A 20775-nucleotide genomic window follows, 5' to 3' on the forward strand; every position below is an offset into this window, starting at 1 on the left:
CTTGACGCAAGCGGAGCCGCAGCACGCGGTCTTGGAGGAGTGAAATGAGGAGCAGCAACCCGGTCTTCTCCCGGCGGGGATTCACCCGCGGGGACTCGTACGCCGGATTCGGTGCGCAGGGCGCCCAGGGTGCCCGGCAGCAGGGCGGAAACCCTTACGGGCAGCCAGCGGGGAACCCGTATGCCGCCCAGCCCCAACAGGGTGGGAACCCGTACGCGGCCGACGGGCAGCCCCTCACCCCCGAGCAGATGGAGGAGATGTACGCCGGTCCCGCCGCGGGTCCGGCGCAGACCGGCCGGATGACGATCGACGACGTCGTCATGCGGACCGCGATGACGCTCGGCGTGGTCGTGCTCGGCGCGATCCTCGGCTGGTTCGCGCTGCCCGACAGCTACGGCCTGGCCATCGGCGCGGCGCTGATCGCGTTCGTGCTGGCGATGGTCCAGTCGTTCAAGCGCACCCCGATGCCGGCCCTGATCCTGGGGTACGCGATCTTCGAGGGCGTCTTCCTCGGCGTCATCAGCAACATGTACAACGAGCGGTGGCAGGGCGCGCCCGTCCAGGCCGTGCTCGGCACCATGGCGGTCTTCGCGGGCATGCTGTTCGCGTACAAGACCCGGCTGATCCGGGTCACCGCCCGCTACGCGCGGATCGGCATGGCCATCGCGGTCGGCTTCCTGCTGGCGATGGTGGTCAACCTGCTGTTCTACGCCTTCGGCAGCGGCAACGGCCTGGGCCTGACCACCGGCCCGCTGGGCATCGTCTTCTGCCTGCTGGGCATCGGCCTCGGCGCCTTCTTCCTCTCCCTGGACTTCAAGCAGGTCGAGGACGGCATCCGCTTCGGCGCCCCGCAGAACGAGTCGTGGTTCGCGGCCTTCGGCCTGACCGTCTCGCTGGTCTGGATCTACCTGGAGATCCTGCGGCTGCTCTCGATCCTGCGCGACTAGCGCACACGGTCCGCGTCATCGCGACGGGCCGCCCGGAAGCGTCGCTTCCCGGCGGCCCGTCGGTGTCTGTGGAGGGAGGGGGCGGGGCCTGGCGGGCGCTACATCAGATTACGTGCGGCCCGCCGCAGGTCGTACTCGTGGACGAGGGCCTTCGCGTGGCCGTAGGAGAGGGCGTGCTCGCTGCGCAGCCAGCTCACCTTGTCGTCGAAGCGGAAGAACGAAGGGCCGTCGGCGAGGTCTCTCAGCCAGTCGCTGACCTCGCGGCCTGTGCAGTGCGGGATGCGGTCCAGCAGATTGCGGTGGGTCTCGGCGGAGAAGTGCGTTTGGGACATCGGCGCCTCCGGTAGGTGGTCCGGTTACCCCACCGTGCCCGAGCCTTCCCCCGTTGGCAACCACCCCGGACGTGCGGATATGGGTGCGATCCCGGTCCGCGCGCGCCGGTAGGGTCACGACCATGGCCGATCGCACTCCTCTGCGCCCCTCCGTCGAACGCCTCGCGGGACGGCTGCGGGCGCTTCCGCAGCGCCGCCTCCAGGCGGGCGCGGCGGCCGAAGGGCTCGCGCTGGCACGGTGGTTGGCGCGGCAGGCGCAGGCGCTGGAGTTCCCCGGCCGGGAGCCGTACGAGCTGCCCGACGACGGCGTCTTCACCGTCGGTGATCAACTGGCCGTCGCGGGCAATGACTTGGCGGCGGCCCTGGAAGCCGACCCGGCGGGTACGGCGGAGGTGTGCGCCGCGGCCCTCCAGCGGGTGTCGGCGGCGGCGAAGGCGATCGGCTGAGCCCGTCAGGGCCGGAAACCGGCGTCCCGCTGTGGAGCGGGTCCGGCCCTGGAGCGAGTCCGCCTCAGAGCGAGGCCACGACCCGGTCGGCCAGTACGTACACGCTCTCGTCGCCGTACGCGAAGGTGAGCGCGTACGCGCCCGCTATCGCGGAGCCGCCGCGCAGCACGGGCACCTCGCCGCGGTCGAGGGCGTCGGAGAGCTGTACCGCGGTCTCGCGGTGGCCGGGGGTCATGCACAAGGTGGTGCCGTCGGCGAAGACGTACACGTCGAGGGTGCCGAGCGGTCCGGGGCGCACGTCGGTCAGCGGGACGCGGCCGTCGGCGAGGTCGGCGAGGCGCTCGGCGGTCTGGTCCTGGGACGCGACGACCGGGGACGGCGCGTAGTCGGGACCCGAGGGGTGCGGGAAGGTGCCGGGCAGCGGCAGGGTCGCCTCCGACGCCTCGGGCTCGTGGGCCGCTTCGAGGCCGCCCGTCTCGATCCCGGCCGCCTCGAGGCCCGCGAGGTCGGCCTGCCGGGGCAGGTAGGGAAGCACCGGCGGGACCTCGTAGTCACCGGCCGCGGGACCCTCGGCGCCGGCGCCGTAGACGCCGCCGCGGAAGAAGGTGCCGTCGGTGGCGGTCTCGCGGGCCTCCTGCTCGGCCCAGAAGGCACGGGCCTCGGCCAGCTCCCGCTCCCGCTCGTCGGCGAGCGCGTCGGCGACGGCGGACCTGATGTCCCCGGCGGAGGCGCGCGGTCCGGGCACACTCAGACCGGCGAGGTCCTGACGCAGGGCGGACAGCTCGCGGCGCATGCCACGAGCGGAGAGCAGGGCGGCGGAACCCGCGGCCACGGCGATACCCGCGGCGACCAGCAGGACGGTGAAGTTGGCGCTCACTGACGTTCTCCCGACTGACGCGCGACCCGAGCAATGCCCACCGAAGCGGTGGGTGAAACTTTCCCCTCCCAACACTCTGCCGGTAAACCCCTGGCCTTTGCAGTGCGGAAAGTCACGAATTGGCCGGGTCTGTCGTCCTAGGCCATCCGGGTATGACCGTTCTGACCTGCGAAAACGCATCGCCCCCAGGAAAAATCACATCCTGGGGGCGATTTGATTGCGACTTACGTCACAACTGTGCGTTACGAAGCCGAGTGATCACGGAAGGTCACAAAATGGCCGGATGACGGGCTTCGACGGCGCGTTACGACAGCCTCTCGATGACCATCGCCATGCCCTGGCCGCCGCCGACGCACATCGTCTCCAGGCCGAACTGCTTGTCGTGGAACTGGAGGCTGTTGATGAGGGTGCCGGTGATGCGGGCGCCGGTCATGCCGAAGGGGTGGCCGACGGCGATGGCGCCCCCGTTGACGTTCAGCCGGTCCAGGTCGATGCCCAGGTCGCGGTAGGACGGGATGACCTGCGCCGCGAACGCCTCGTTGATCTCGACCAGGTCGATGTCGCCGACCGACAGACCCGCGCGCGACAGCGCCTGCCGGGACGCCTCGACCGGGCCGTAGCCCATGATCTCGGGGGAGAGTCCGGACACGCCGGTGGAGACCACGCGGGCCAGCGGCGTGATGCCCAGCTCGCGCGCCTTGGTGTCGGACATCACGACCAGCGCGGCGGCGCCGTCGTTGAGCGGGCAGCAGTTGCCCGCGGTGACCGTGCCGTCGGGGCGGAAGACCGGCTTGAGGCCCCGTACGCCCTCCAGCGTCACCCCGGCCCGCGGACCGTCGTCCTTGGACACCACGGTGCCGTCGGGCAGCGTGACGGGCGTGATCTCGCGCTCCCAGAAGCCGTTCTTCAGCGCTTCCTCGGCCAGATTCTGCGACCGCACGCCGAACTCGTCCTGGTCCTCCCGGGTGATCCCCTTGAGCTGGGCCAGATTCTCGGCCGTCTGCCCCATCGCGATGTACGCGTCCGGCACCGCGCCGTCCTCACGCGGGTCGTGCCAGTCGCCCAGCTCGGCGCTGCCCTGCTCGGCGCGCTGCTGGGTACGGGCCCTGGCCTCGTCGAAGACCGGGTTCATCGTGTCGGGCAGGCTGTCGGAGTTGCCCTTCGCGAACCGCGAGACCATCTCGACGCCGGCCGAGACGAAGACGTCGCCCTCGCCGGCCTTGATGGCGTGCAGCGCCATCCGCGTGGTCTGGAGCGACGAGGAGCAGTAGCGGGTGACCGTACAGCCCGGCAGGTGGTCCATGCCCATCCGCACGGCCACGATCCGGCCCATGTTGAAGCCCTGCTCGCCGCCGGGCAGACCGCAGCCCAGCATCAGGTCGTCGATCTGGCGCGGGTCGAGCTGCGGGACCTTGTCCAGCGCGGTCCTGATGATCGTGGCGGCCAGGTCGTCGGGACGCAGCTCCTTCAGCGACCCCTTGAAGGCGCGCCCGATGGGCGAACGGGCGGCAGAGACGATGACGGCTTCTGGCATCGCGACACTCCTCGTCGAGGCTGCGGGATTCTCGGGACTCCTGGGGAAGCTACCGCCACGTAGCGCAGCGAGTCATCAGAGACCGCCTGTGATGCGGGCCTCTTTCTGAGCGCTTGCTTACCCCGCTCCGTGGCTGGTCCTACCCGGCTCCGCCCGTTCCCACCCCTTCGGCCGCCGCCTCCGGGTGCCGCTCGTCCTCCGCCGGCAGTCCGCGCCGCCTGCGCCGCTTGATCAGCGCCCAGCGCCCGCGGGGACCGGACACCGCGCCCCGCGCCGCCGTGACCTCCGTACCGCCCTCGGAGGCCGCCTCGGCCGCCGCCTGGGCCACCGGCAGGAAGCCCTCGCCGCGGCGCGCGTCCGGCCGCTCGTCGTCGGTGTCCGGCCACAGCCCCAGTGCCGCGCACAACGTCGGCAGTACGGCCATGGCGGCCGTCGCGTAGCCCTCCGCCGACGGGTGGAAGTTGTCGGGGCCGAACAGCTCGCGCGGCCTGGCCTCGAACTCCGGGCCGAGCAGCGCGCCCAGCGACACCGTACGGCCGCCCAGGCCCACCACCGCGATGGTCTGCGCGGCGGCGAGCTGGCGGCTCATCCGGCGGGCCAGATAGCGCAGCGGCTGGTAGACCGGCTCGACCGAGCCCAGGTCGGGACAGGTGCCCACGACCACCTCGCACTCCGCCTCGCGCAGCCGCCGTACCGCGTCCGACAGCAGCCGGACCGAGGTGGCCAGCGGCATCCGGTGCGTCACGTCGTTGGCGCCGATCATGATCACCACGACCTCGGGCACCGGAGCGCCCGACTCCAGCAGCAGCGTCACCTGACGGGCCAGGTCGTCCGACTGCGCGCCGGGCAGCGCCACGTTCACCAACTGCACCGGCCGCTCGGCGACCGCGGCGAGCCCGGAGGCCAGCAGCGCGCCCGGCGTCTCCCTGGCCCGGCGCACGCCCTGACCCGCCGCCGTGGAATCACCCAGGAAGCCCAATCGCAGCGGCGTCTCGCCGGTCCGGTGCGCGAACGCGGAGCCGTACCTCCCGTCCGCCCGCGGCGCGACCGCGCCGGATCCGCCGACCATCCGCTTGGCCAGCCGCGCCTCGGTCAGCAGCACCCCGATCGCGGCCCCGCCCAGCAGGCTGATGCCGCCGCCTCCGAACGCCGCCGCCGTCGCGATCCGCCGTGCCACCCTCGCCCTCGACATCGAGCCGGTCACCTCCCACTGACTCCACCGGCCTACTGCGTGTACGCACGCGTATCGGTCCTGGTTACTTGGTACATGAACCTGGTGCCCCGTCAGGGACCATCAGCAACGTCAACGCTGTCCGCGTCGTCCACGTTTCGCCCGCGGTTCGCTTCCCCCGTCCTGGACCTGCCCGCCAGGTACCGCCAGCCAGACGAGACCTTGCGGACACGCCCTAGGCTTGGCCCCACCATCACGGAGAACCCGGAGACATACGGTGCAGTTTCACGACTCGATGATCAGCCTCGTGGGCAATACCCCGCTGGTGAGGCTCAACAGCGTGACCGAGGGGATCCAGGCGACCGTCCTGGCCAAGGTCGAATACTTCAACCCCGGCGGTTCGGTGAAGGACCGCATCGCGCTGCGCATGATCGAGGCCGCGGAACGCAGCGGCGATCTCAAGCCCGGCGGCACCATCGTGGAGCCCACCTCGGGCAACACCGGCGTGGGCCTGGCCATCGTCGCGCAGCAGAAGGGCTACCACTGCGTCTTCGTCTGCCCCGACAAGGTCTCCACCGACAAGATCAACGTCATGCGGGCGTACGGCGCCGAGGTCGTCGTCTGCCCGACGGCCGTCGACCCCAGCCACCCGGACTCGTACTACAACGTGTCCGACCGGCTGGTCCGCGAGACGCCCAACGCGTGGAAGCCGGACCAGTACAGCAACCCGAACAACCCGCTGTCGCACTACCACTCCACCGGCCCCGAGCTGTGGGAGCAGACCGAGGGGCGGATCACCCACTTCGTCGCGGGCGTCGGCACCGGCGGCACCATCTCCGGCACCGGGCGCTATCTGAAGGACGCCAGCGAAGGCCGCGTCCAGGTGGTCGGCGCCGACCCCGAGGGTTCGGTCTACAGCGGCGGCTCCGGGCGGCCCTACCTGGTCGAGGGCGTCGGCGAGGACTTCTGGCCGACCGCGTACGACCGTGAGGTGGCCGACGAGATCGTCGCCGTCTCCGACAAGGACTCCTTCCAGATGACGCGCCGCCTGGCCAAGGAGGAGGGCCTGCTGGTCGGCGGCTCCTGCGGGATGGCGGTCGTCGCCGCGCTGGAGGTCGCCAAGCGGCTCGGCCCCGACGACGTGGTCGTCGTCCTGCTGCCGGACAGCGGGCGCGGCTACCTCTCCAAGATCTTCAGCGACGAGTGGATGAGCTCGCACGGCTTCCTCGACGAGAGCGGCGGCAACCAGCGGATCGCCGACGTCCTCGCGCACAAGGACGGCGGGCTGCCGCAGCTCGTCCACATGCACCCGGACGAGACGGTCGGCCAGGCCATCGAGGTGCTGCGCGAGTACGGCGTCTCGCAGATGCCCGTCGTCAAGCCCGGCGCCGGGCACCCGGACGTGATGGCCGCCGAGGTGATCGGCTCCGTCGTGGAACGCGACCTGCTGCACGCGCTGTTCACCAAGCGGGCCACGCTGGAGGACCCGCTGGACAAGCACCTGTCCGCGCCGCTGCCGCAGGTCGGCTCGGGCGAGCCGGTCGCCGATCTGATGACGGTGCTGGAGAGCGCGGACGCCGCGATCGTGCTGGTGGAGGGCAAGCCGACCGGCGTCGTGAGCAGGCAGGACCTGCTCACCTTCCTGGCCGGGCACAGCGGCGTCTGAGCCGCCGGGGGGCCGTGTGCGGCGGGTGTCCACGGCGCGGGCGGGGATTCGCGGAACTGGTACACCCGCGACACGTCCGCGCAGCACGGGCTTAACAAGCGTCCGGCACATTAGGGGATGTCGAAAGGCACGGGACACCGGCCGGTCGGCACAACTGAATGTGGCGCCAAGGACTTCCGGAGCGGCTCCCGGACTCCATGGTGACCCTTGGACGCGAGTGCTCGGCCCTGACCCAGCCCGCGTCCACCGCGGGAACCGCCGTCGTCCCGCCCTCCGGCCTTGTTCCGGGGGTGCGGCGGTTCCCGCGCTAACTCTTTCGCCGGCCCGATCGCGAGGGCGCGCCGTACGGGTGCGGGTTCTTCGGCGCGGGGCCCGGCCGGCCAGGGCCTGTCCGGCCCTAGGCCCAATCGTCCTTGTCGTCGTCGCGCTTCGAGCGCGGGACCAGGAAGCTGCTCAGGCCCTGGGCGACGTTCACGCCCACGATGCCCGCCCAGGTGATGAACAGGCCCGCCGTACCGGCGTTGACCGCGCCGATCGCGGACAGCGGGATGGCGGCGATCATCGTGAACCCGGCGAAGCCGTAGCGGGCGAAGCGCGCGCTGGGCTGCGGGGGCCCGATCGGGCGGCGGTCGGCGCGGGCGTACGACGTCTGCTGCTGCGCCAGCTCACGCCGTACGCGCTGCTCCACGCGGCTGTCGACGCGCTCTGTCACCTTCTCCATGAACGAGTCGACCAGCTCCGACTCGTACTCCGCTCCGAGATCCTTGCGTGCCTGCAAGGTGGCGGAGAGTTCCTTGTTGAGTTCCGGGTCGCGGGCGTCCATGCGGACACCGTACGGACAGCGGGGGGTGGGCGACACTGGGGTTAGCCCCCGAATGCGCCGGGGGCCAGCCGTCCGCGAGGAGATTCCCGTATGCCTTCCCCCGTGCCGCAGCCGCCCGCCGTCCCCCTGCTCACGGCGCTGTACGAGGGCCGGGACCGGGCGGACGCGCTGACCGTGGACGGCCGGTCCTGTTCGTACGAGGAACTGCTGGGCGCCGCGGGCGCGGTCGCGCGGCGGGCGGCCGGGACCGGGGCCTTCGTCGTGGAGGCGACGGCGTCGCTGGAGACGGTGGCGGCCGTGGTCGGCGGGCTGCTCGCCGGGGTGCCGGTGGTGCCGCTCGCGCCGGACGCGGGCCCGGCCGAGCGCGAGCACGTCCTGCGCGACTCCGGCGCCCGGACGCTGCCGGTGGACTTCGCCGAGCGCGCCGACTTCACCGGGACGCCCGCGCCGGGGCCGGCCCTGATCCTCTACACCTCCGGCACCACGGGCCCGCCCAAGGGCGTACTGATCTCACGGGCCGCCGTCGCCGCCGACCTGGACGCGCTGGCCGCCGCCTGGCAGTGGACCGCCGACGACACCCTGGTGCACGGCCTGCCGCTCTTCCATGTGCACGGCCTGGTCCTCGGCGTGCTCGGCGCGCTGCGCACCGGCAGCCGCCTGGTGCACACCGGACGGCCGACCCCGCAGGCGTACGCGGCGGCGGGCGGCAGCCTCTACTTCGGCGTGCCGACCGTCTGGCACCGGGTGGTGCGGGACGAGGCCGCCGCCCGCGCGCTGTCCGGGGCGCGGCTGCTGGTCTCCGGCAGCGCGCCGCTGCCCGCGCCTGTCTTCCGCGACCTGCTGGCGCTCACCGGCCAGGCCCCGGTGGAGCGGTACGGCATGACCGAGACGCTGATCACCCTGAGCGCGCGGGCCGCGGGGGAGCGGCGCCCCGGCGCGGTCGGCACCCCGCTGCCCGGCATCCGTACCCGGATCGCCGAATCCGCCGACGGCGTCGGCGAGTTGCAGCTCACCGGGCCCACCCTCTTCGACGGCTACCTCGGGCGGCCCGAGGCGACGGCGGCCTCGTACACCGCCGACGGCTGGTTCCGTACCGGCGACATCGCGAGCGTGGACGAGGACGGCACGCACCGGATCGTCGGCCGGGCCTCCACCGACCTGATCAAGTCCGGCGGTTACCGGATCGGCGCGGGCGAGGTGGAGAACGCGCTGCTCGACCACCCGGCGGTACGGGAGGCCGCCGTCGTCGGCGCGCCGCACGCGGACCTCGGCCAGCAGATCGTCGCGTACGTCGTCGCGGACGGGGTGACGGCGGCCGAACTGACGGACTACGTGGCCACCCGGCTGTCGGTCCACAAGCGGCCCAGAATGGTCCGGTTCCTGCCTGAACTGCCGCGCAACGCGATGGGGAAGCCGCAAAAGAAGTTGCTGCCGCCCGTATGAAAAAGGTACGGATACGGGGGTCGGAGTTGCCGCTTGCCGGGCGGCAAGTAGGCTCCTGGCCTATCAGTCCACCCCCTTGCACACCACCGGGCGGCCGGTACACGCCGCCCGGGTCGCCGATACCCGGGCCCCGCTCCAAAGGGTGGCGGTGATACGCCCTGCCATGGAGGCAGCACCGCATGTTCCACCGCATCGGACGCACCGTCGTCCGCCATCCCGTATGGACGATCGTCGCGTGGCTGATCGCCGCCGTCGCGATCATCGCCACCGCACCGAGTCTCCCGTCCAACAGCGACGAGAGCAGCTTCCTGCCCAGCAGTTACGAGTCGATCAAGGCGATGGACGTCCAGGAGAAGGCGTTCCCCGCCGCCTTCACCCCGGCCGCGATCGTCCTCTACCAGCGCACGGACGGCGCGGCGCTGACCGACGCCGACAAGTCGGAGATCACCAAGATCACCGACGAGCTGGGCAAGAAGAAGATCGACCAGGTCCAGAAGGTCGTCCAGGGCAGCGCGTCCAAGGACGGCAAGTACCAGACCGCGCTGGTCCAGATGAACAAGGAGACGGCCGGTCAGCCCAAACAGGCCGACGCGGCCAAGGCGCTGCGTGACGACTCCACGGCGCTCGCCAAGGGCACCGATCTGAAGGTGCAGGTCGGCGGGCAGGCGGCCCAGGCCCTCGACCAGCAGGACGCGGGCAAGACGTCGGACGCCGTGGCGCTCGTCGGCTCCCTGCTGATCATCATCATCACGCTGGCGATCATCTTCAGATCGCCGCTCATCGCGATCATGCCGCTGGTCATCCTGACCGGCGTCGTCTTCACCGTCGCCAACGCGCTGATCGCGGACGCCACCAAGATCTTCGGACTCCAGGCCAACAGCTCCATCTCGGCGCTGCTGATCGTGGTCGTCCTCGGCGTCGGCACCGACTACTTCCTCTTCCTGATGTTCCGCTACCGCGAACGGCTGCGGGCGGGTGACGAACCCAAGGAAGCGATGATCAACAGCGTCACCCGCGTCGGCGAGGCCATCGCCTCGGCGGCGGGCGCGGTCATCATCTCCTTCCTGGCGCTGGCGCTGTCCACCCTGGGCTTCCTCACCCAGCTCGGCCCGGCGCTGGCCATCCTGGTCGCCGTCACCCTGATCGCGGGCCTCACGCTCTTCCCCGCGATCTGCTCGCTGATCCCGCCGCGCGCCCTGTTCTGGCCCGGCAAGAAGTGGCAGCAGGAGCCCTCCGACGCGCGCTTCGCGGCCATCGGCCGGGTCGTCGGCCGCAGGTCCGGCATGGTGGCGATCGTCTCCGGTCTCGTCATGCTGCTGCTCGCGCTCGGCACCCTCGGCTACAAGGCGTCCTACGACCTGGCGTCCGGGTCGATCCCGAAGACCAAGGAGTCGATGGTCGTCCAGGACACCCTCCAGAAGGCGTACTCGGCCGGTGCGGCGGAGCCGACCTCGGTCTTCCTCACCAGCACCTCGAACAAGCCGCTGGGCTCGGTCGACTACACCGCGTACGCCGACAAGCTGAAGAAGGTCGACGGCGTCGCGGACGTCTCCTTCGACCAGAAGAACGACCTCAACAAGGACGGCACCACCGCGAACTTCACGGTGACCCTGAAGTACGAGTCGGCCAGCGACAAGGCGATCGCCGCGGTGGGTGATGTGCGCACGGTCGCGCACGACAACGCCCCGCCCGGCACCGAGGCCCTCGTCGGCGGCTCGTCCTCGATCTTCAAGGACATCAACGCGGCGGTGAACCACGACTACAAGACGGTCTTCCCGGTCGCCGCGATCCTCATCATGATCATCCTGGGACTGCTGCTGCGGAGCGTCGTGGCGCCCTGGTACCTCATCGCGTCCGTCGCCCTCGGCTTCGGCGCCACCCTCGGCGCGACCGTGCTCATCTTCGGCCGCGGCGACGGGCTGATCTTCCTGCTGCCGATCATCATGTATCTGTTCGTCGTCGCCATCGGCACCGACTACAACATCCTCATGATCGCCCGGTTGCGGGAGGAGGCGCAGGAAGGCCGCGAGCCACGCGAGGCCGCCAGCATGGCGCTGCGGCACGCGGGTCCGACGATCGGCGCCGCGGGATTCATCCTGGCCGCGACCTTCGCGACCCTGATGCTCTCCGGCAACGCCTTCCTGACCCAGATGGGCTTCGCCGTCGCCTTCGGCATCATCGTCGCCGCCTTCGTCATGGCCATGTTCTTCACCCCCAGCCTCACCGCCCTGATGGGGCACGCGGCCTGGTGGCCCGGCCACGCCGACCGCACCCGCGCGGCCGCACCCGGCGGTCCCGCTCCCGAGCGCGAACTGGACGAGTCCGGCCACCGCTGACCCCGCGCGGTGCGGTCCGCTCGGTCCGCACTGTTCGTCCTTTATGTCCGACTCGCTCCGGCTTCTGAAGGGGCCGGGCAGGTGTTCACCGCCTGCCCGGCCCCTTCGCCGTGCCGGTCGAGGACGCGGGTGGGTAAACCTCGCAAACCCTGACGGCGTCCTACGTCATGGTCCGCATGGGGCGGATGTCCGGCGGATAGACGCGTCTATACGCTTGTGGGCGGAGTTTGGGAGCGGGAGAGGGGGCGGTGTCGGGTGCCGGGCAAGGTCCGCGAGGGGAGTCGGGGCGCCGCGGAGCGGGTGGGGACGGCGCTGCGGGGAGCCCTGCGGCTGATCTGGCGGACCGTGCGCGGCGAGTGGCAGGGGATCGTCGTCGCGCCGGTGCGTGAGCTGCTGCGCCGCGGGCTGCCCGGACTGTCCCTGGCGTTCCTCGCCGGGCTCGGGGTGATCTTCTTCCACGGGATAGCGCAGAGCAGGGCGGGCGCGACCGTGGTGCGCGTGGTCGGCGGTGTCTACGCCGATCTGCCGCTGCCGCTGGCCCTGTTGCGTACACCGGTCTCGCTGTACGTCCCCGCGCTCGACCTGCCCGTGTGGGCGGGCATGACGCAGCTCTTCCTCGCCTTCGCGCTCGCCGAGCTGGTACTCGGGCGGGCCAGGACGCTGGTGATCGCGTACACCACGACGCTGGTCGGCACCCTGATGGCGCGCGCCATGATCGCGATGGGCACCGGCTGGTGGGGGCTCGGGCTGCCGCCCGACGCCGGGGCGATCCTCGACACCGGGCCGTCGGCCGCCGTCGTCGGGCTCTTCACGTATCTGTCGATCACGCAGCGCGCGCCCATCGTCTTCTTCTTCACCGGCGGCTCCATGGTCATGGAATCCGTCATCAAGCCGAATCTGGCGGGCCGCGAGCACCTGATCGCCATCGCCACCGCGATCGTCCTGGCCGTCGTCCACCGCCGCCACGCGCTGTCGGCCTCGCGCGTGATCCGCAGCTCCGTCGCCGAGGAGCACCCCCTCCGGGTCGAGGAGAATCCCCTCCGGGCCGAAGAGTGCCCGCACCGAACCGAGGAGCGCCCCCTGCGGGTCGAGGAGAACCGCGACCTGCCGGGCGCCCAGGCACCGTAGCCTTGCCCGGACTGCATATCGTCATGCAGAGTCTTGTCCCAGTGAATAAGAGCCGGTGGACGGGGTCACGATGGGCTGGGCGGCGAAGGTCGGGGACGGCGAAGGGCCGGTGCGGTGACGGGGAGCGACGTGGTGACGGGCGGCGACGCGGCGGCGCGGGACGCGGCGGGCGGCGCCTCGGCCCGGCTGCTGAAACTCTTCGAGGCGCACCGCCTCACGCCCACCCAGCGGCGGATCGCGCACTGCCTGGTGCGTAAGGCCGCGCAGGCGCCGTACCTGTCCAGCGTGGAGGTGGCGGAACTGGCGGGCGTCAGCCAGCCGTCGGTCACCCGTTTCGCCGTCGCCCTCGGCTTCGACGGCTACCCGGCGCTCCGCCGCCACCTGCGCGAGGTCGCGCCCGCGCCCGCGGAGCCGGAGACGGCCGCGTACAACGAGTACCAGCAGGCCGTGCACGCCGAGATCGAGAATCTGCGGCACCTCGCGGAACTGCTCGGCGACACCGGCCCCGCCACCCGCGCGGGCGCCGTACTCGCCGCGTCCCGGCCGCTCCCGGTCCTCGGCCTGCGCGCGGCCGGCGCCCAGGCCCGCGGCTTCGCGTACTTCGCCGCCAAGGTCCACCCCGACGTGCGGCTCCTCGACGAGGGCGGCACGATGCTCGCCGACCGGCTCGACGCGGCCGTGCGCGCCGGAGCCACCGCACTCCTGTGCTTCGCGCTGCCCCGCCACCCCCGCGAGGTCGTCGACGCCCTCGCCCACGCCCGCGCGGCCGGCCTGACCGTCGTCACCGTCGCCGACAGCGCCTTCGCCCCCGTCGCCGCCCACACCGACCTCCTCCTCCCCGCCGCCGTCGGCACCGGCCTCGCCTTCGACACCGCCTGCGCCCCCATGCTCCTCGGCCGCGTCCTCCTGGAGTCCATGTGCGACGCCCTCCCCGACGCCCAGGCGCGCCTGGAGGAATTCGACGCCCGGGCGGCGGCGCGGGGCGTCTTCACCGAGTAGCGCCTCGGGCGCCGTTCTGATGGCCTGGCGCCGTTCTCAGGGCCCGGTGCCGGTCTCATGGGCCCGGTGCCGTCTCATGGGTCCGGGGTCGCCCCGCCCGCGGCGAATCCGCATGATTCCGGGCCGGAAGCCGCACTTCTTAACGAAAATCTGAGAAACACTGAGTACCCTCCCCACCACTTGCTGGGTGATGCCGTGGCGAAGGACGGCAGCGAAGGAGGAGGCGCGACGTGGTGCGCGGGGCCTACACATTGGCACGGGTGGCAGTGACGGTGCGCGCGGCGGCGTGCTGGCTGTGGTGGGCGGGGGTGATCGCGGCCGTGCCGGGCACGGCGGTGACCTTCAGCCCGACGGGACGCCGGATCGGCGTCATGGCGGGCGCGGTGGCGTTCATCGTCGCCGCGGTGACCGCCTACGCGGTACGCGGCGGCCGGTACGCCGAGCGGGCGAGCGCCGCGACCAAGGCGGCGAAGAGCGTCTTCCTCCAGGACCGCAGGGTCACCGCCCGCGCCTGGCTGCGCCGCCGCAGGTGGTGGCTGCTCGCCGCCTTCGTGGTGGCCGCGGCCTCGTCGCTCGCGCTGCCCTGCGCGGGCGGCATGCTGCTCGGCGGCATCGGCGCCGGGCTGTGGGCCAAGTCCCGCAGGATCGCCCGGATCGAGCGTTCCCAGGACGCCCTGCTGTGGGTCCGCCCGGACGGCGACGGCGCCGCCTACCAGCTCACCGGGATCGCCGCGGGCGACGCGGCCCCCGGCGGCGGTCGCCGCCGCGGCCCGGTGACCGCCGCCAACCCCGTCGCGGCCTCGGCGCCGCGCCGCCGCTCCGCGCGCCCGGCCCGTCCGCGCGCCGGACGGTCCTGAGCCGAGGGAAGGCGACCGCCGGGTGGCCGCCGCCGGGCGGTCCTGACCCGAGGGATGGTGACCGTCGTGTGGGTGCCGCCGGGCGGTGCTGACCCGAGGGATGGTGACCGCCGTGTGACGGCGGTCGGCCCGGCACCGGGCGGTCCTGACCTGGGCGAAGGCAACCGCCCGGTGGCTGCCGCCGGGCGGTGCTGACCCGTGTGACGGCGGTCGGCCCCGGCACCGGGCTGCCCCTGCGCTAAGTGAAGGCGACCGCCCGGTCGTCGCCGTCAGCCCCGGCGCAAGGGCGGCAGGGCGCCGCCGCTCTCCGCCACCAGGTCGTCCAGGGTCTGGGCGGTCCTGACCTGAGCGAAGGTGACCGAGCCCGTGCTGTCCGCGGTGTAGCCGTGGACGGCGGGCCGGGGCAGCGAGTTGTACGCGAAGTGGTTCGAGAAGTAGTACGCGCCGGTGTCGAGCAGCGCGACAAAATCACCCGCGTCCAGCAGCGGCAGCGCCCGGCCCTGCGCGACCAGGTCGCCCGCGAAGCAGCACGGCCCCGCCACGTCCTGCACGACCGGCTCGCCGTCCTTCTCGCGGCCCTTCCCGTCCAGCGCCAGCACCCGTATCGGCCACGCCTCGGGGACGAAGACGGTACGGGTGGCCACCTGCGCGCCCGCGTGCGTCACCGCGATCGGCCGCCCGCCCGCGGACTTGGCGTACTCCACCCGCGCCAGCACCGTGCCGTTCTTGGCCAGCAGCGAGCGCCCGAACTCGGTGACGATGCCGTAGCGCCCGTCGAAGAGGCCGGGCACCTCGGCGCGCAGCACGCGCGCGTAGTCCGCGAAGGACGGCGCGACGTCGTCGGAGCGGAAGTTCACCGGCAGGCCGCCGCCGATGTCGAGCACGCTGACCTGCTGCCGCCCGGCCGCCGCGTTGATCCGCTCGGCCAGCTCGTACGCGGCCCGCACGCCCGCCGCCATCAGTTCGAGCGGCACACCCTGCGAACCGGTGTGGGTGTGCAGCCGGTTGAGCCAGGGGCGCTCGGCGTACGCGCGCAGCACCCATTCCTCCGCGCCCGGGTCGCGCAGCGCCACGCCGAACTTCGAGGTGGCCGTCGCGGTGCTCATCGCGCCGATCGTGCCGCCGCCCACCTGCGGGTTGACCCGCAGCCCGACGGGGGAGGCCGACTCCGCCCCGGCCAGGCGCAGCGCGTCGATTCTGGCCAGCTCCTGCGGATTGTCCGCGTTGACGGCGATGCCCAGCTCCAGCGCCTCGCGCAGCTCCGCCACGGTCTTGGCGGGGGAGTCCAGTACGGTCCGGTCGGCCGGGATGCCCGCGGCGCGCGCCAGCGCCAGCTCGCCGGGGCTGGCGACCTCCGCGCCGAGCCCGCACTCGCCGAGCAGCGCGAGCACCGGGACGAGAGAGGCGGCCTTGACGGCGAAGGTGTGGGTGACGGCCACGCCCGGCGTCGCGAAGGCGGCGTGCAGCGCCGTCGCCGAGCGTTCGATGCCGGTGACGTCCAGCAGACCGACGACCGGCTCCGCCTCGCCGACCAGTCCCTGCTCCACCGCGGCACGCAGCGCGTGCCCCCGTCGTATTCCCAGTTCATCCGTCATGACATCCATCCCACCACCTCCCCGCCCGCGCCCGCCAACCCGGCTCAAGGAGTGGTCGCGCCGATCCCACCGGGGCCGCGCGACCGCACCTTGTTGACTAGAGCTATTCAGCTAGTCAGGATGTGAATGGATGCACCCACACCGGGTGCGCCGACGACGAGGAGGCCGCACCGATGACGGGACCGAGGCCGGTACGCGCACCGCGCGGTACGGAACTGAGCGCGCTGGGCTGGCAGCAGGAAGCCGCGCTGCGCATGTTGCAGAACAACCTCGACCCGGAGGTCGCCGAGCACCCCGACAAGCTCGTCGTCTACGGCGGCACCGGCAAGGCCGCCCGCGACTGGAACTCCTTCGACGCCATGGTCCGCACCCTGCGCGGCCTCAAGCAGGACGAGACGATGCTCGTCCAGTCCGGCCGCCCGGTCGGCGTCATGCAGACCCACGAGTGGGCGCCGCGCGTCCTCATCGCCAACTCCAACCTCGTCGGCGACTGGGCGAACTGGGAGGAATTCCGCCGCCTCGAAGCCCTGGGCCTGACCATGTACGGCCAGATGACCGCCGGCTCGTGGATCTACATCGGCACCCAGGGCATCCTCCAGGGCACCTACGAGACCTTCGCCGCCGTCGCCGCCAAGCGCTTCGGCGGCTCGCTCGCCGGGACCATCACCCTCACCGCCGGACTCGGCGGGATGGGCGGCGCCCAGCCGCTGGCCGTCACCATGAACGGCGGCGTCGTGCTCTGTATCGACGTCGACCCGCGCGCCATCGAGCGCCGTATCGAGCACCGCTACCTCGACGTGAAGGCCGACTCGCTGGAGCACGCGCTGCGGCTGGCCACCGAGGCCCGCGACGCCCGCCGCCCGCTGTCCATCGGCGTCCTCGGCAACGCCGCCGAACTGGTGCCCCAACTGCTCGCCATGGGCGCCCCCATCGACATCGTCACCGACCAGACCTCCGCCCACGACCCGCTCGCGTACCTCCCGCTCGGCATCGACTTCTCCGACATGGCCGCCTACGCGGCCGAGAAGCCCGCCGAGTTCACCCAGCGGGCCCGCGAGTCCATGGCCACGCACGTCGAGGCCATGGTCGGCTTCCAGGACGCGGGCGCCGAGGTCTTCGACTACGGCAACTCCATCCGCGGCGAGGCCCAACTCGCCGGGTACGAGCGGGCCTTCGCCTTCCCCGGCTTCGTCCCCGCCTACATCAGGCCGCTGTTCTGCGAGGGCAAGGGCCCCTTCCGCTGGGCCGCGCTGTCCGGCGAGGCGTCCGACATCCACAAGACCGACAAGGCCATCCTCGAACTCTTCCCCGAGAACGAGTCGCTGGCCCGCTGGATCCGCCTCGCGGGCGAACGCGTCCAGTTCCAGGGCCTGCCCGCCCGCATCTGCTGGCTCGGCTACGGCGAACGCGACCGCGCGGGCGAGCGCTTCAACGAGATGGTCGCCGACGGCACCCTCGCCGCCCCCGTCGTCATCGGCCGCGACCACCTCGACGCCGGTTCCGTCGCCTCCCCGTACCGCGAGACCGAGGCCATGCTCGACGGCTCCGACGCCATCGCCGACTGGCCGCTGCTCAACGCCATGGTCAACGTCGCCTCCGGCGCCTCCTGGGTCTCCATCCACCACGGCGGCGGCGTCGGTATCGGCCGCAGCATCCACGCCGGCCAGGTCACCGTCGCCGACGGCACCCCCCTCGCCGCCGAGAAGATCCGCCGCGTCCTCACCAACGACCCCGGCATGGGCGTCATCCGCCACGTCGACGCGGGCTACGACCGCGCCGACGAGGTGGCCGCCGAGCGCGGCGTGCGCGTCCCGATGCGGGAGGGCACCTCCGGTGAATGACTTCGCGCCCCCGCACAATTCACCCCCTCCGGCGTTCGAGGAGCGGGGTCCAGGGGCCGAGCCCCCCGTTCCGGGAAGGGGCGGGCCAGGGGAGAACGGGCCAGGGGAGAACGGCTCAGGGGCGAAACAGCCCGCCGCGGGCGCGTCCTTCCACGCGATGTGGCGCGACCTCCTCCCGGTCGGCCGGGACACCGGAACCGGCGGCTACCGCCGCTACGCCTGGACCCCGGCGGACACCGACTGCCGCGCCTGGTTCCGCGCCCAAGCGGAGTCCCGCGCCCTGACCTACGAGGTCGACCGCAACGGCAACCAGTGGGCCTGGCAGGGCGACCCGACGGCGGGCGACGCCGTCGTCACCGGCTCCCACCTGGACTCCGTCCCCGACGGCGGACCCTTCGACGGCCCCCTCGGCGTCATCTCCTCCTTCGCCGCCCTCGACGAACTCCGCGCCCGCGGCGCGACCCCCACCCGCCCCCTGGCCCTGGTCAACTTCACCGACGAGGAAGGCGCCCGCTTCGGCGTCGCCTGCGCCGGTTCCCGGCTGAGCGCGGGCCAGTTGACCCCGGAGCGCGCCAGGGAACTGCGCGACGCGGACGGCGTGAGCCTCGCCCGGGCCATGGAGGCGGCGGGCCAGGACCCGGAGGCGATCGGCCCCGACGCCGAACGCCTCGGCCGGATCGGCGCCTTCGTGGAACTCCACATCGAACAGGGCCGGGCCCTGGACCTGTCGGGCGACGCGGTCGGCGTCGCCTCGGCGATCTGGCCGCACGGCCGCTGGCGGTTCGACTTCACCGGCGAGGCCAACCACGCGGGCACCACCCGCCTGGAGGACCGCCGCGACCCGATGCTGACCTACGCCAACACGGTGCTGGCCGCCCGCAAGAAGGCCCGCCTCGCGGGCGCCCTCGCGACCTTCGGCAAGGTCAGCGTGGAACCCAACGGCGTCAACGCCATCGCCTCACTCGTTCGGGGCTGGCTCGACTCGCGCGCCGCGGACGAGGCCACCCTCGCCGAGGTCGTCACCGCCATCGAGCAGGCCGCGACCGAGCGCGGCGCCCGCGACGGCGTGGACGTGCGGGTCGTCCGCGAATCCTTCACCCCGGTGGTGGAATTCGCCCACGACCTGCGCGACCGCCTCACCGCGCTGCTCGGCGGCGCCGCGCCCGTACCGGTCCTTCCGACCGGCGCGGGACACGACGCGGGCATCCTGTCCGCGACCGTTCCAACCGCCATGCTGTTCGTACGCAACCCCACCGGCGTCTCGCACTCCCCGGCCGAATCGGCGGCCGAGGACGACTGCGTCGCCGGTGTGACCGCACTCGCCGACGTACTGGAAGGTCTCGCGTGCAGGTGACGTACTGGCTGGAGCACGCCTGGCTCGGCACCCATGTCGAGCCGGGCGTCGCGCTCACGGTCGCGGACGAACGCATCACCGAGGTCAGCACAGGCGTGGACGCGCCGCCCGCCGGGGCGACCGTCCTGCGCGGCCTGACCCTGCCCGGCCTGGCCAACGCCCACAGCCACGCCTTCCACCGGGCCCTGCGCGGCACCGTACAAGTCGGCTCCGGGACCTTCTGGACCTGGCGCGAGTTCATGTACGGCGTCGCGCAGAAGCTCACCCCCGACACGTACTTCGACCTCGCGCGCGCCGTCTACGCCGAGATGGCGCTGGCCGGGATCACCGCGGTCGGCGAATTCCACTACCTGCACCACCAGCCGGGCGGCACCCCGTACGACAATCCCAACGCCATGGGCGAGGCCCTGATCGCCGCCGCGGGCGCGGCCGGGATCCGGATCACGCTGCTCGACACCGTCTACCTGCACGGCGGCCTGAACCGGAACGGCTACGCGCCGCTGGCCGGACCGCAGACCCGCTTCGGCGACGGCACCGCCGACCGCTGGTACGAGCGCTGGTCGCAGCTCAAGGGCGGCGGCCACGCGACGATCGGCGCCGCGCTGCACTCGGTGCGGGCCTTCTCCGCGAGCGACGGCTACACGGCCTTCGCCCGCTGGACCGACGGCGTGCCGACGCACATCCACCTGTCCGAGCAGCCCGCGGAGAACGAGGCGTGCGTCGCGGTGCACGGCCGCACCCCGGCCCGGCTGCTCGCGGACTCCGGCTTCTGGAAGCCGACCGCCACCGCCGTGCACGCCACGCACCTCACCGGTGAGGACATCGGCCTGATCGGGCGCGCGGGCAGCACCGTCTGCATGTGCCCCACGACGGAACGCGACCTGGCCGACGGCATCGGCCCGGCGCCCCGGCTCAAGGCGGCGGGCAGCCCGCTGAGCCTGGGCAGCGACAGCCACGCCGTCATCGACCTGTTCGAGGAGGCGCGCGCCATGGAACTGAACGAACGGCTGCGCACCCGCGCCCGCGGCCACTGGACCGCGGCCCAACTGCTGCGCGCCGCCACCGAGGACGGTCACGCGAGCCTCGGCCGACCCGACGCGGGCCGCCTGGAACCGGGCTGCGCCGCGGACTTCACCACGATCGCGCTGGACTCCGTCCGCACCGCCGGACCCCTGCCCCGGCTGGGCGCGGAGACCGCCGTATTCGCGGCCACGGGCGCGGATGTGACGTCCACCGTGGTCGGCGGCCGGCAGATCGTCCGTGACGGGCGGCATCAGCTCGTCGAGGACGTGCCCGCCGCCCTGGCAGCGGCCATCGCGGCCACCCGCTGAGCCCGAGCCGGAACCCGAGCCCGAATCCGAACCCCCTCGCGGGGCGCCCACCGAGCCCGAGCCCGTCCCCGAGCCCCGGCACACCGCCCCCGCCC

At 72.5% G+C, this 20775-nt stretch carries 17 protein-coding genes; 11 read left to right on the top strand and 6 right to left on the bottom strand.

Annotated elements, in window-relative coordinates; all coding sequences use genetic code 11:
* Positions 1-44: 44 nt before the first annotated feature.
* Positions 45-947, top strand: a complete 903-nt coding sequence (locus ABZX65_RS30130) for a Bax inhibitor-1/YccA family protein (protein ID WP_355346941.1) — start codon at positions 45-47, stop codon at positions 945-947.
* 98 nt (positions 948-1045) lie between these two features.
* Here ABZX65_RS30130 and ABZX65_RS30135 read toward each other — a convergent pair whose 3' ends face one another.
* The gene (locus tag ABZX65_RS30135; RefSeq protein WP_188285479.1) at positions 1046-1279 is read right to left on the bottom strand and encodes a DUF4287 domain-containing protein; all 234 of its coding nucleotides are present in this window, start codon (positions 1277-1279) and stop codon (positions 1046-1048) included.
* Between the two features lie 122 nt (positions 1280-1401).
* Here ABZX65_RS30135 and ABZX65_RS30140 point away from each other — a divergent pair, with 122 nt between their 5' ends.
* The gene (locus tag ABZX65_RS30140; protein WP_355346944.1) at positions 1402-1725 is read left to right on the top strand and encodes a hypothetical protein; all 324 of its coding nucleotides are present in this window, start codon (positions 1402-1404) and stop codon (positions 1723-1725) included.
* A gap of 64 nt (positions 1726-1789) precedes the next feature.
* On the opposite strand, the gene ABZX65_RS30145 is transcribed toward ABZX65_RS30140, so the two are convergent.
* From ABZX65_RS30145 to ABZX65_RS30155, 3 genes are all read right to left on the bottom strand, one after another.
* A complete protein-coding gene (locus ABZX65_RS30145) occupies positions 1790-2518 on the bottom strand; it encodes a hypothetical protein (protein ID WP_355347028.1) in 729 nt (242 codons plus the stop codon).
* Between the two features lie 388 nt (positions 2519-2906).
* Positions 2907-4136, bottom strand: coding sequence for an acetyl-CoA C-acetyltransferase (locus tag ABZX65_RS30150; RefSeq protein WP_355346947.1), 1230 nt, complete (start codon positions 4134-4136; stop codon positions 2907-2909).
* A 139-nt stretch (positions 4137-4275) separates the two neighbouring features.
* Positions 4276-5328, bottom strand: a complete 1053-nt coding sequence (locus ABZX65_RS30155) for an SGNH/GDSL hydrolase family protein (RefSeq protein ID WP_355346950.1) — start codon at positions 5326-5328, stop codon at positions 4276-4278.
* 256 nt (positions 5329-5584) lie between these two features.
* Here ABZX65_RS30155 and ABZX65_RS30160 point away from each other — a divergent pair, with 256 nt between their 5' ends.
* Positions 5585-6973 carry a cystathionine beta-synthase gene (locus ABZX65_RS30160; RefSeq protein WP_355346953.1) on the top strand — a complete coding sequence of 463 codons (1389 nt, stop codon included), beginning with the start codon at positions 5585-5587 and terminating at the stop codon, positions 6971-6973.
* 397 nt (positions 6974-7370) lie between these two features.
* Here the strand turns inward: ABZX65_RS30160 and ABZX65_RS30165 are convergent, their stop codons facing one another.
* Positions 7371-7796, bottom strand: a complete 426-nt coding sequence (locus ABZX65_RS30165) for a hypothetical protein (RefSeq protein ID WP_355346956.1) — start codon at positions 7794-7796, stop codon at positions 7371-7373.
* Between the two features lie 90 nt (positions 7797-7886).
* Between ABZX65_RS30165 and ABZX65_RS30170 the strand changes: the two genes are divergently transcribed.
* From ABZX65_RS30170 to ABZX65_RS30190, 5 genes are all read left to right on the top strand, one after another.
* Positions 7887-9239, top strand: coding sequence for an AMP-binding protein (locus ABZX65_RS30170; protein WP_355346959.1), 1353 nt, complete (start codon positions 7887-7889; stop codon positions 9237-9239).
* A 179-nt stretch (positions 9240-9418) separates the two neighbouring features.
* Positions 9419-11575 carry an MMPL family transporter gene (locus tag ABZX65_RS30175; protein ID WP_355346962.1) on the top strand — a complete coding sequence of 719 codons (2157 nt, stop codon included), beginning with the start codon at positions 9419-9421 and terminating at the stop codon, positions 11573-11575.
* Between the two features lie 300 nt (positions 11576-11875).
* A complete protein-coding gene (locus ABZX65_RS30180; RefSeq protein ID WP_355347031.1) occupies positions 11876-12703 on the top strand; it encodes a hypothetical protein in 828 nt (275 codons plus the stop codon).
* Positions 12704-12835: 132 nt separating this feature from the next.
* Positions 12836-13702, top strand: a complete 867-nt coding sequence (locus ABZX65_RS30185) for a MurR/RpiR family transcriptional regulator (RefSeq protein WP_355347034.1) — start codon at positions 12836-12838, stop codon at positions 13700-13702.
* 260 nt (positions 13703-13962) lie between these two features.
* A complete protein-coding gene (locus ABZX65_RS30190) occupies positions 13963-14559 on the top strand; it encodes a hypothetical protein (RefSeq protein ID WP_355346965.1) in 597 nt (198 codons plus the stop codon).
* A gap of 269 nt (positions 14560-14828) precedes the next feature.
* Here the strand turns inward: ABZX65_RS30190 and ABZX65_RS30195 are convergent, their stop codons facing one another.
* Positions 14829-16154, bottom strand: a complete 1326-nt coding sequence (locus ABZX65_RS30195; protein WP_355346968.1) for a diaminopimelate decarboxylase — start codon at positions 16152-16154, stop codon at positions 14829-14831.
* Between the two features lie 173 nt (positions 16155-16327).
* Here ABZX65_RS30195 and hutU point away from each other — a divergent pair, with 173 nt between their 5' ends.
* From hutU to ABZX65_RS30210, 3 genes are all read left to right on the top strand, one after another.
* The gene (gene hutU, locus ABZX65_RS30200) at positions 16328-17995 is read left to right on the top strand and encodes a urocanate hydratase (protein ID WP_355346971.1); all 1668 of its coding nucleotides are present in this window, start codon (positions 16328-16330) and stop codon (positions 17993-17995) included.
* Positions 17996-18152: 157 nt separating this feature from the next.
* Positions 18153-19349, top strand: a complete 1197-nt coding sequence (locus ABZX65_RS30205; protein WP_355346974.1) for an allantoate amidohydrolase — start codon at positions 18153-18155, stop codon at positions 19347-19349.
* A complete protein-coding gene (locus ABZX65_RS30210; RefSeq protein WP_355346977.1) occupies positions 19340-20680 on the top strand; it encodes a formimidoylglutamate deiminase in 1341 nt (446 codons plus the stop codon). Before ABZX65_RS30205 ends, ABZX65_RS30210 begins: the two co-directional genes overlap by 10 nt.
* Positions 20681-20775 lie beyond the last annotated feature (95 nt).

Source organism: Streptomyces sp. NPDC003300, from assembly GCF_040610915.1.
In the GTDB taxonomy this organism is placed as follows: domain Bacteria; phylum Actinomycetota; class Actinomycetes; order Streptomycetales; family Streptomycetaceae; genus Actinacidiphila.

Excerpts from the sequence above, each read along its gene's own strand:
- ABZX65_RS30130 (WP_355346941.1), top strand. The coding sequence starts at position 45 with ATGAGGAGCAGCAACCCGGTCTTCTCCCGGCGGGGATTCACCCGCGGG.
- ABZX65_RS30135 (WP_188285479.1), bottom strand. The coding sequence starts at position 1,279 with ATGTCCCAAACGCACTTCTCCGCCGAGACCCACCGCAATCTGCTGGAC.
- ABZX65_RS30140 (WP_355346944.1), top strand. The coding sequence starts at position 1,402 with ATGGCCGATCGCACTCCTCTGCGCCCCTCCGTCGAACGCCTCGCGGGA.
- ABZX65_RS30145 (WP_355347028.1), bottom strand. The coding sequence starts at position 2,518 with ATGCGCCGCGAGCTGTCCGCCCTGCGTCAGGACCTCGCCGGTCTGAGT.
- ABZX65_RS30150 (WP_355346947.1), bottom strand. The coding sequence starts at position 4,136 with ATGCCAGAAGCCGTCATCGTCTCTGCCGCCCGTTCGCCCATCGGGCGC.
- ABZX65_RS30155 (WP_355346950.1), bottom strand. The coding sequence starts at position 5,328 with ATGTCGAGGGCGAGGGTGGCACGGCGGATCGCGACGGCGGCGGCGTTC.
- ABZX65_RS30165 (WP_355346956.1), bottom strand. The coding sequence starts at position 7,796 with ATGGACGCCCGCGACCCGGAACTCAACAAGGAACTCTCCGCCACCTTG.
- ABZX65_RS30170 (WP_355346959.1), top strand. The coding sequence starts at position 7,887 with ATGCCTTCCCCCGTGCCGCAGCCGCCCGCCGTCCCCCTGCTCACGGCG.
- ABZX65_RS30175 (WP_355346962.1), top strand. The coding sequence starts at position 9,419 with ATGTTCCACCGCATCGGACGCACCGTCGTCCGCCATCCCGTATGGACG.
- ABZX65_RS30195 (WP_355346968.1), bottom strand. The coding sequence starts at position 16,154 with ATGACGGATGAACTGGGAATACGACGGGGGCACGCGCTGCGTGCCGCG.
- hutU (WP_355346971.1), top strand. The coding sequence starts at position 16,328 with ATGACGGGACCGAGGCCGGTACGCGCACCGCGCGGTACGGAACTGAGC.
- ABZX65_RS30205 (WP_355346974.1), top strand. The coding sequence starts at position 18,153 with ATGTGGCGCGACCTCCTCCCGGTCGGCCGGGACACCGGAACCGGCGGC.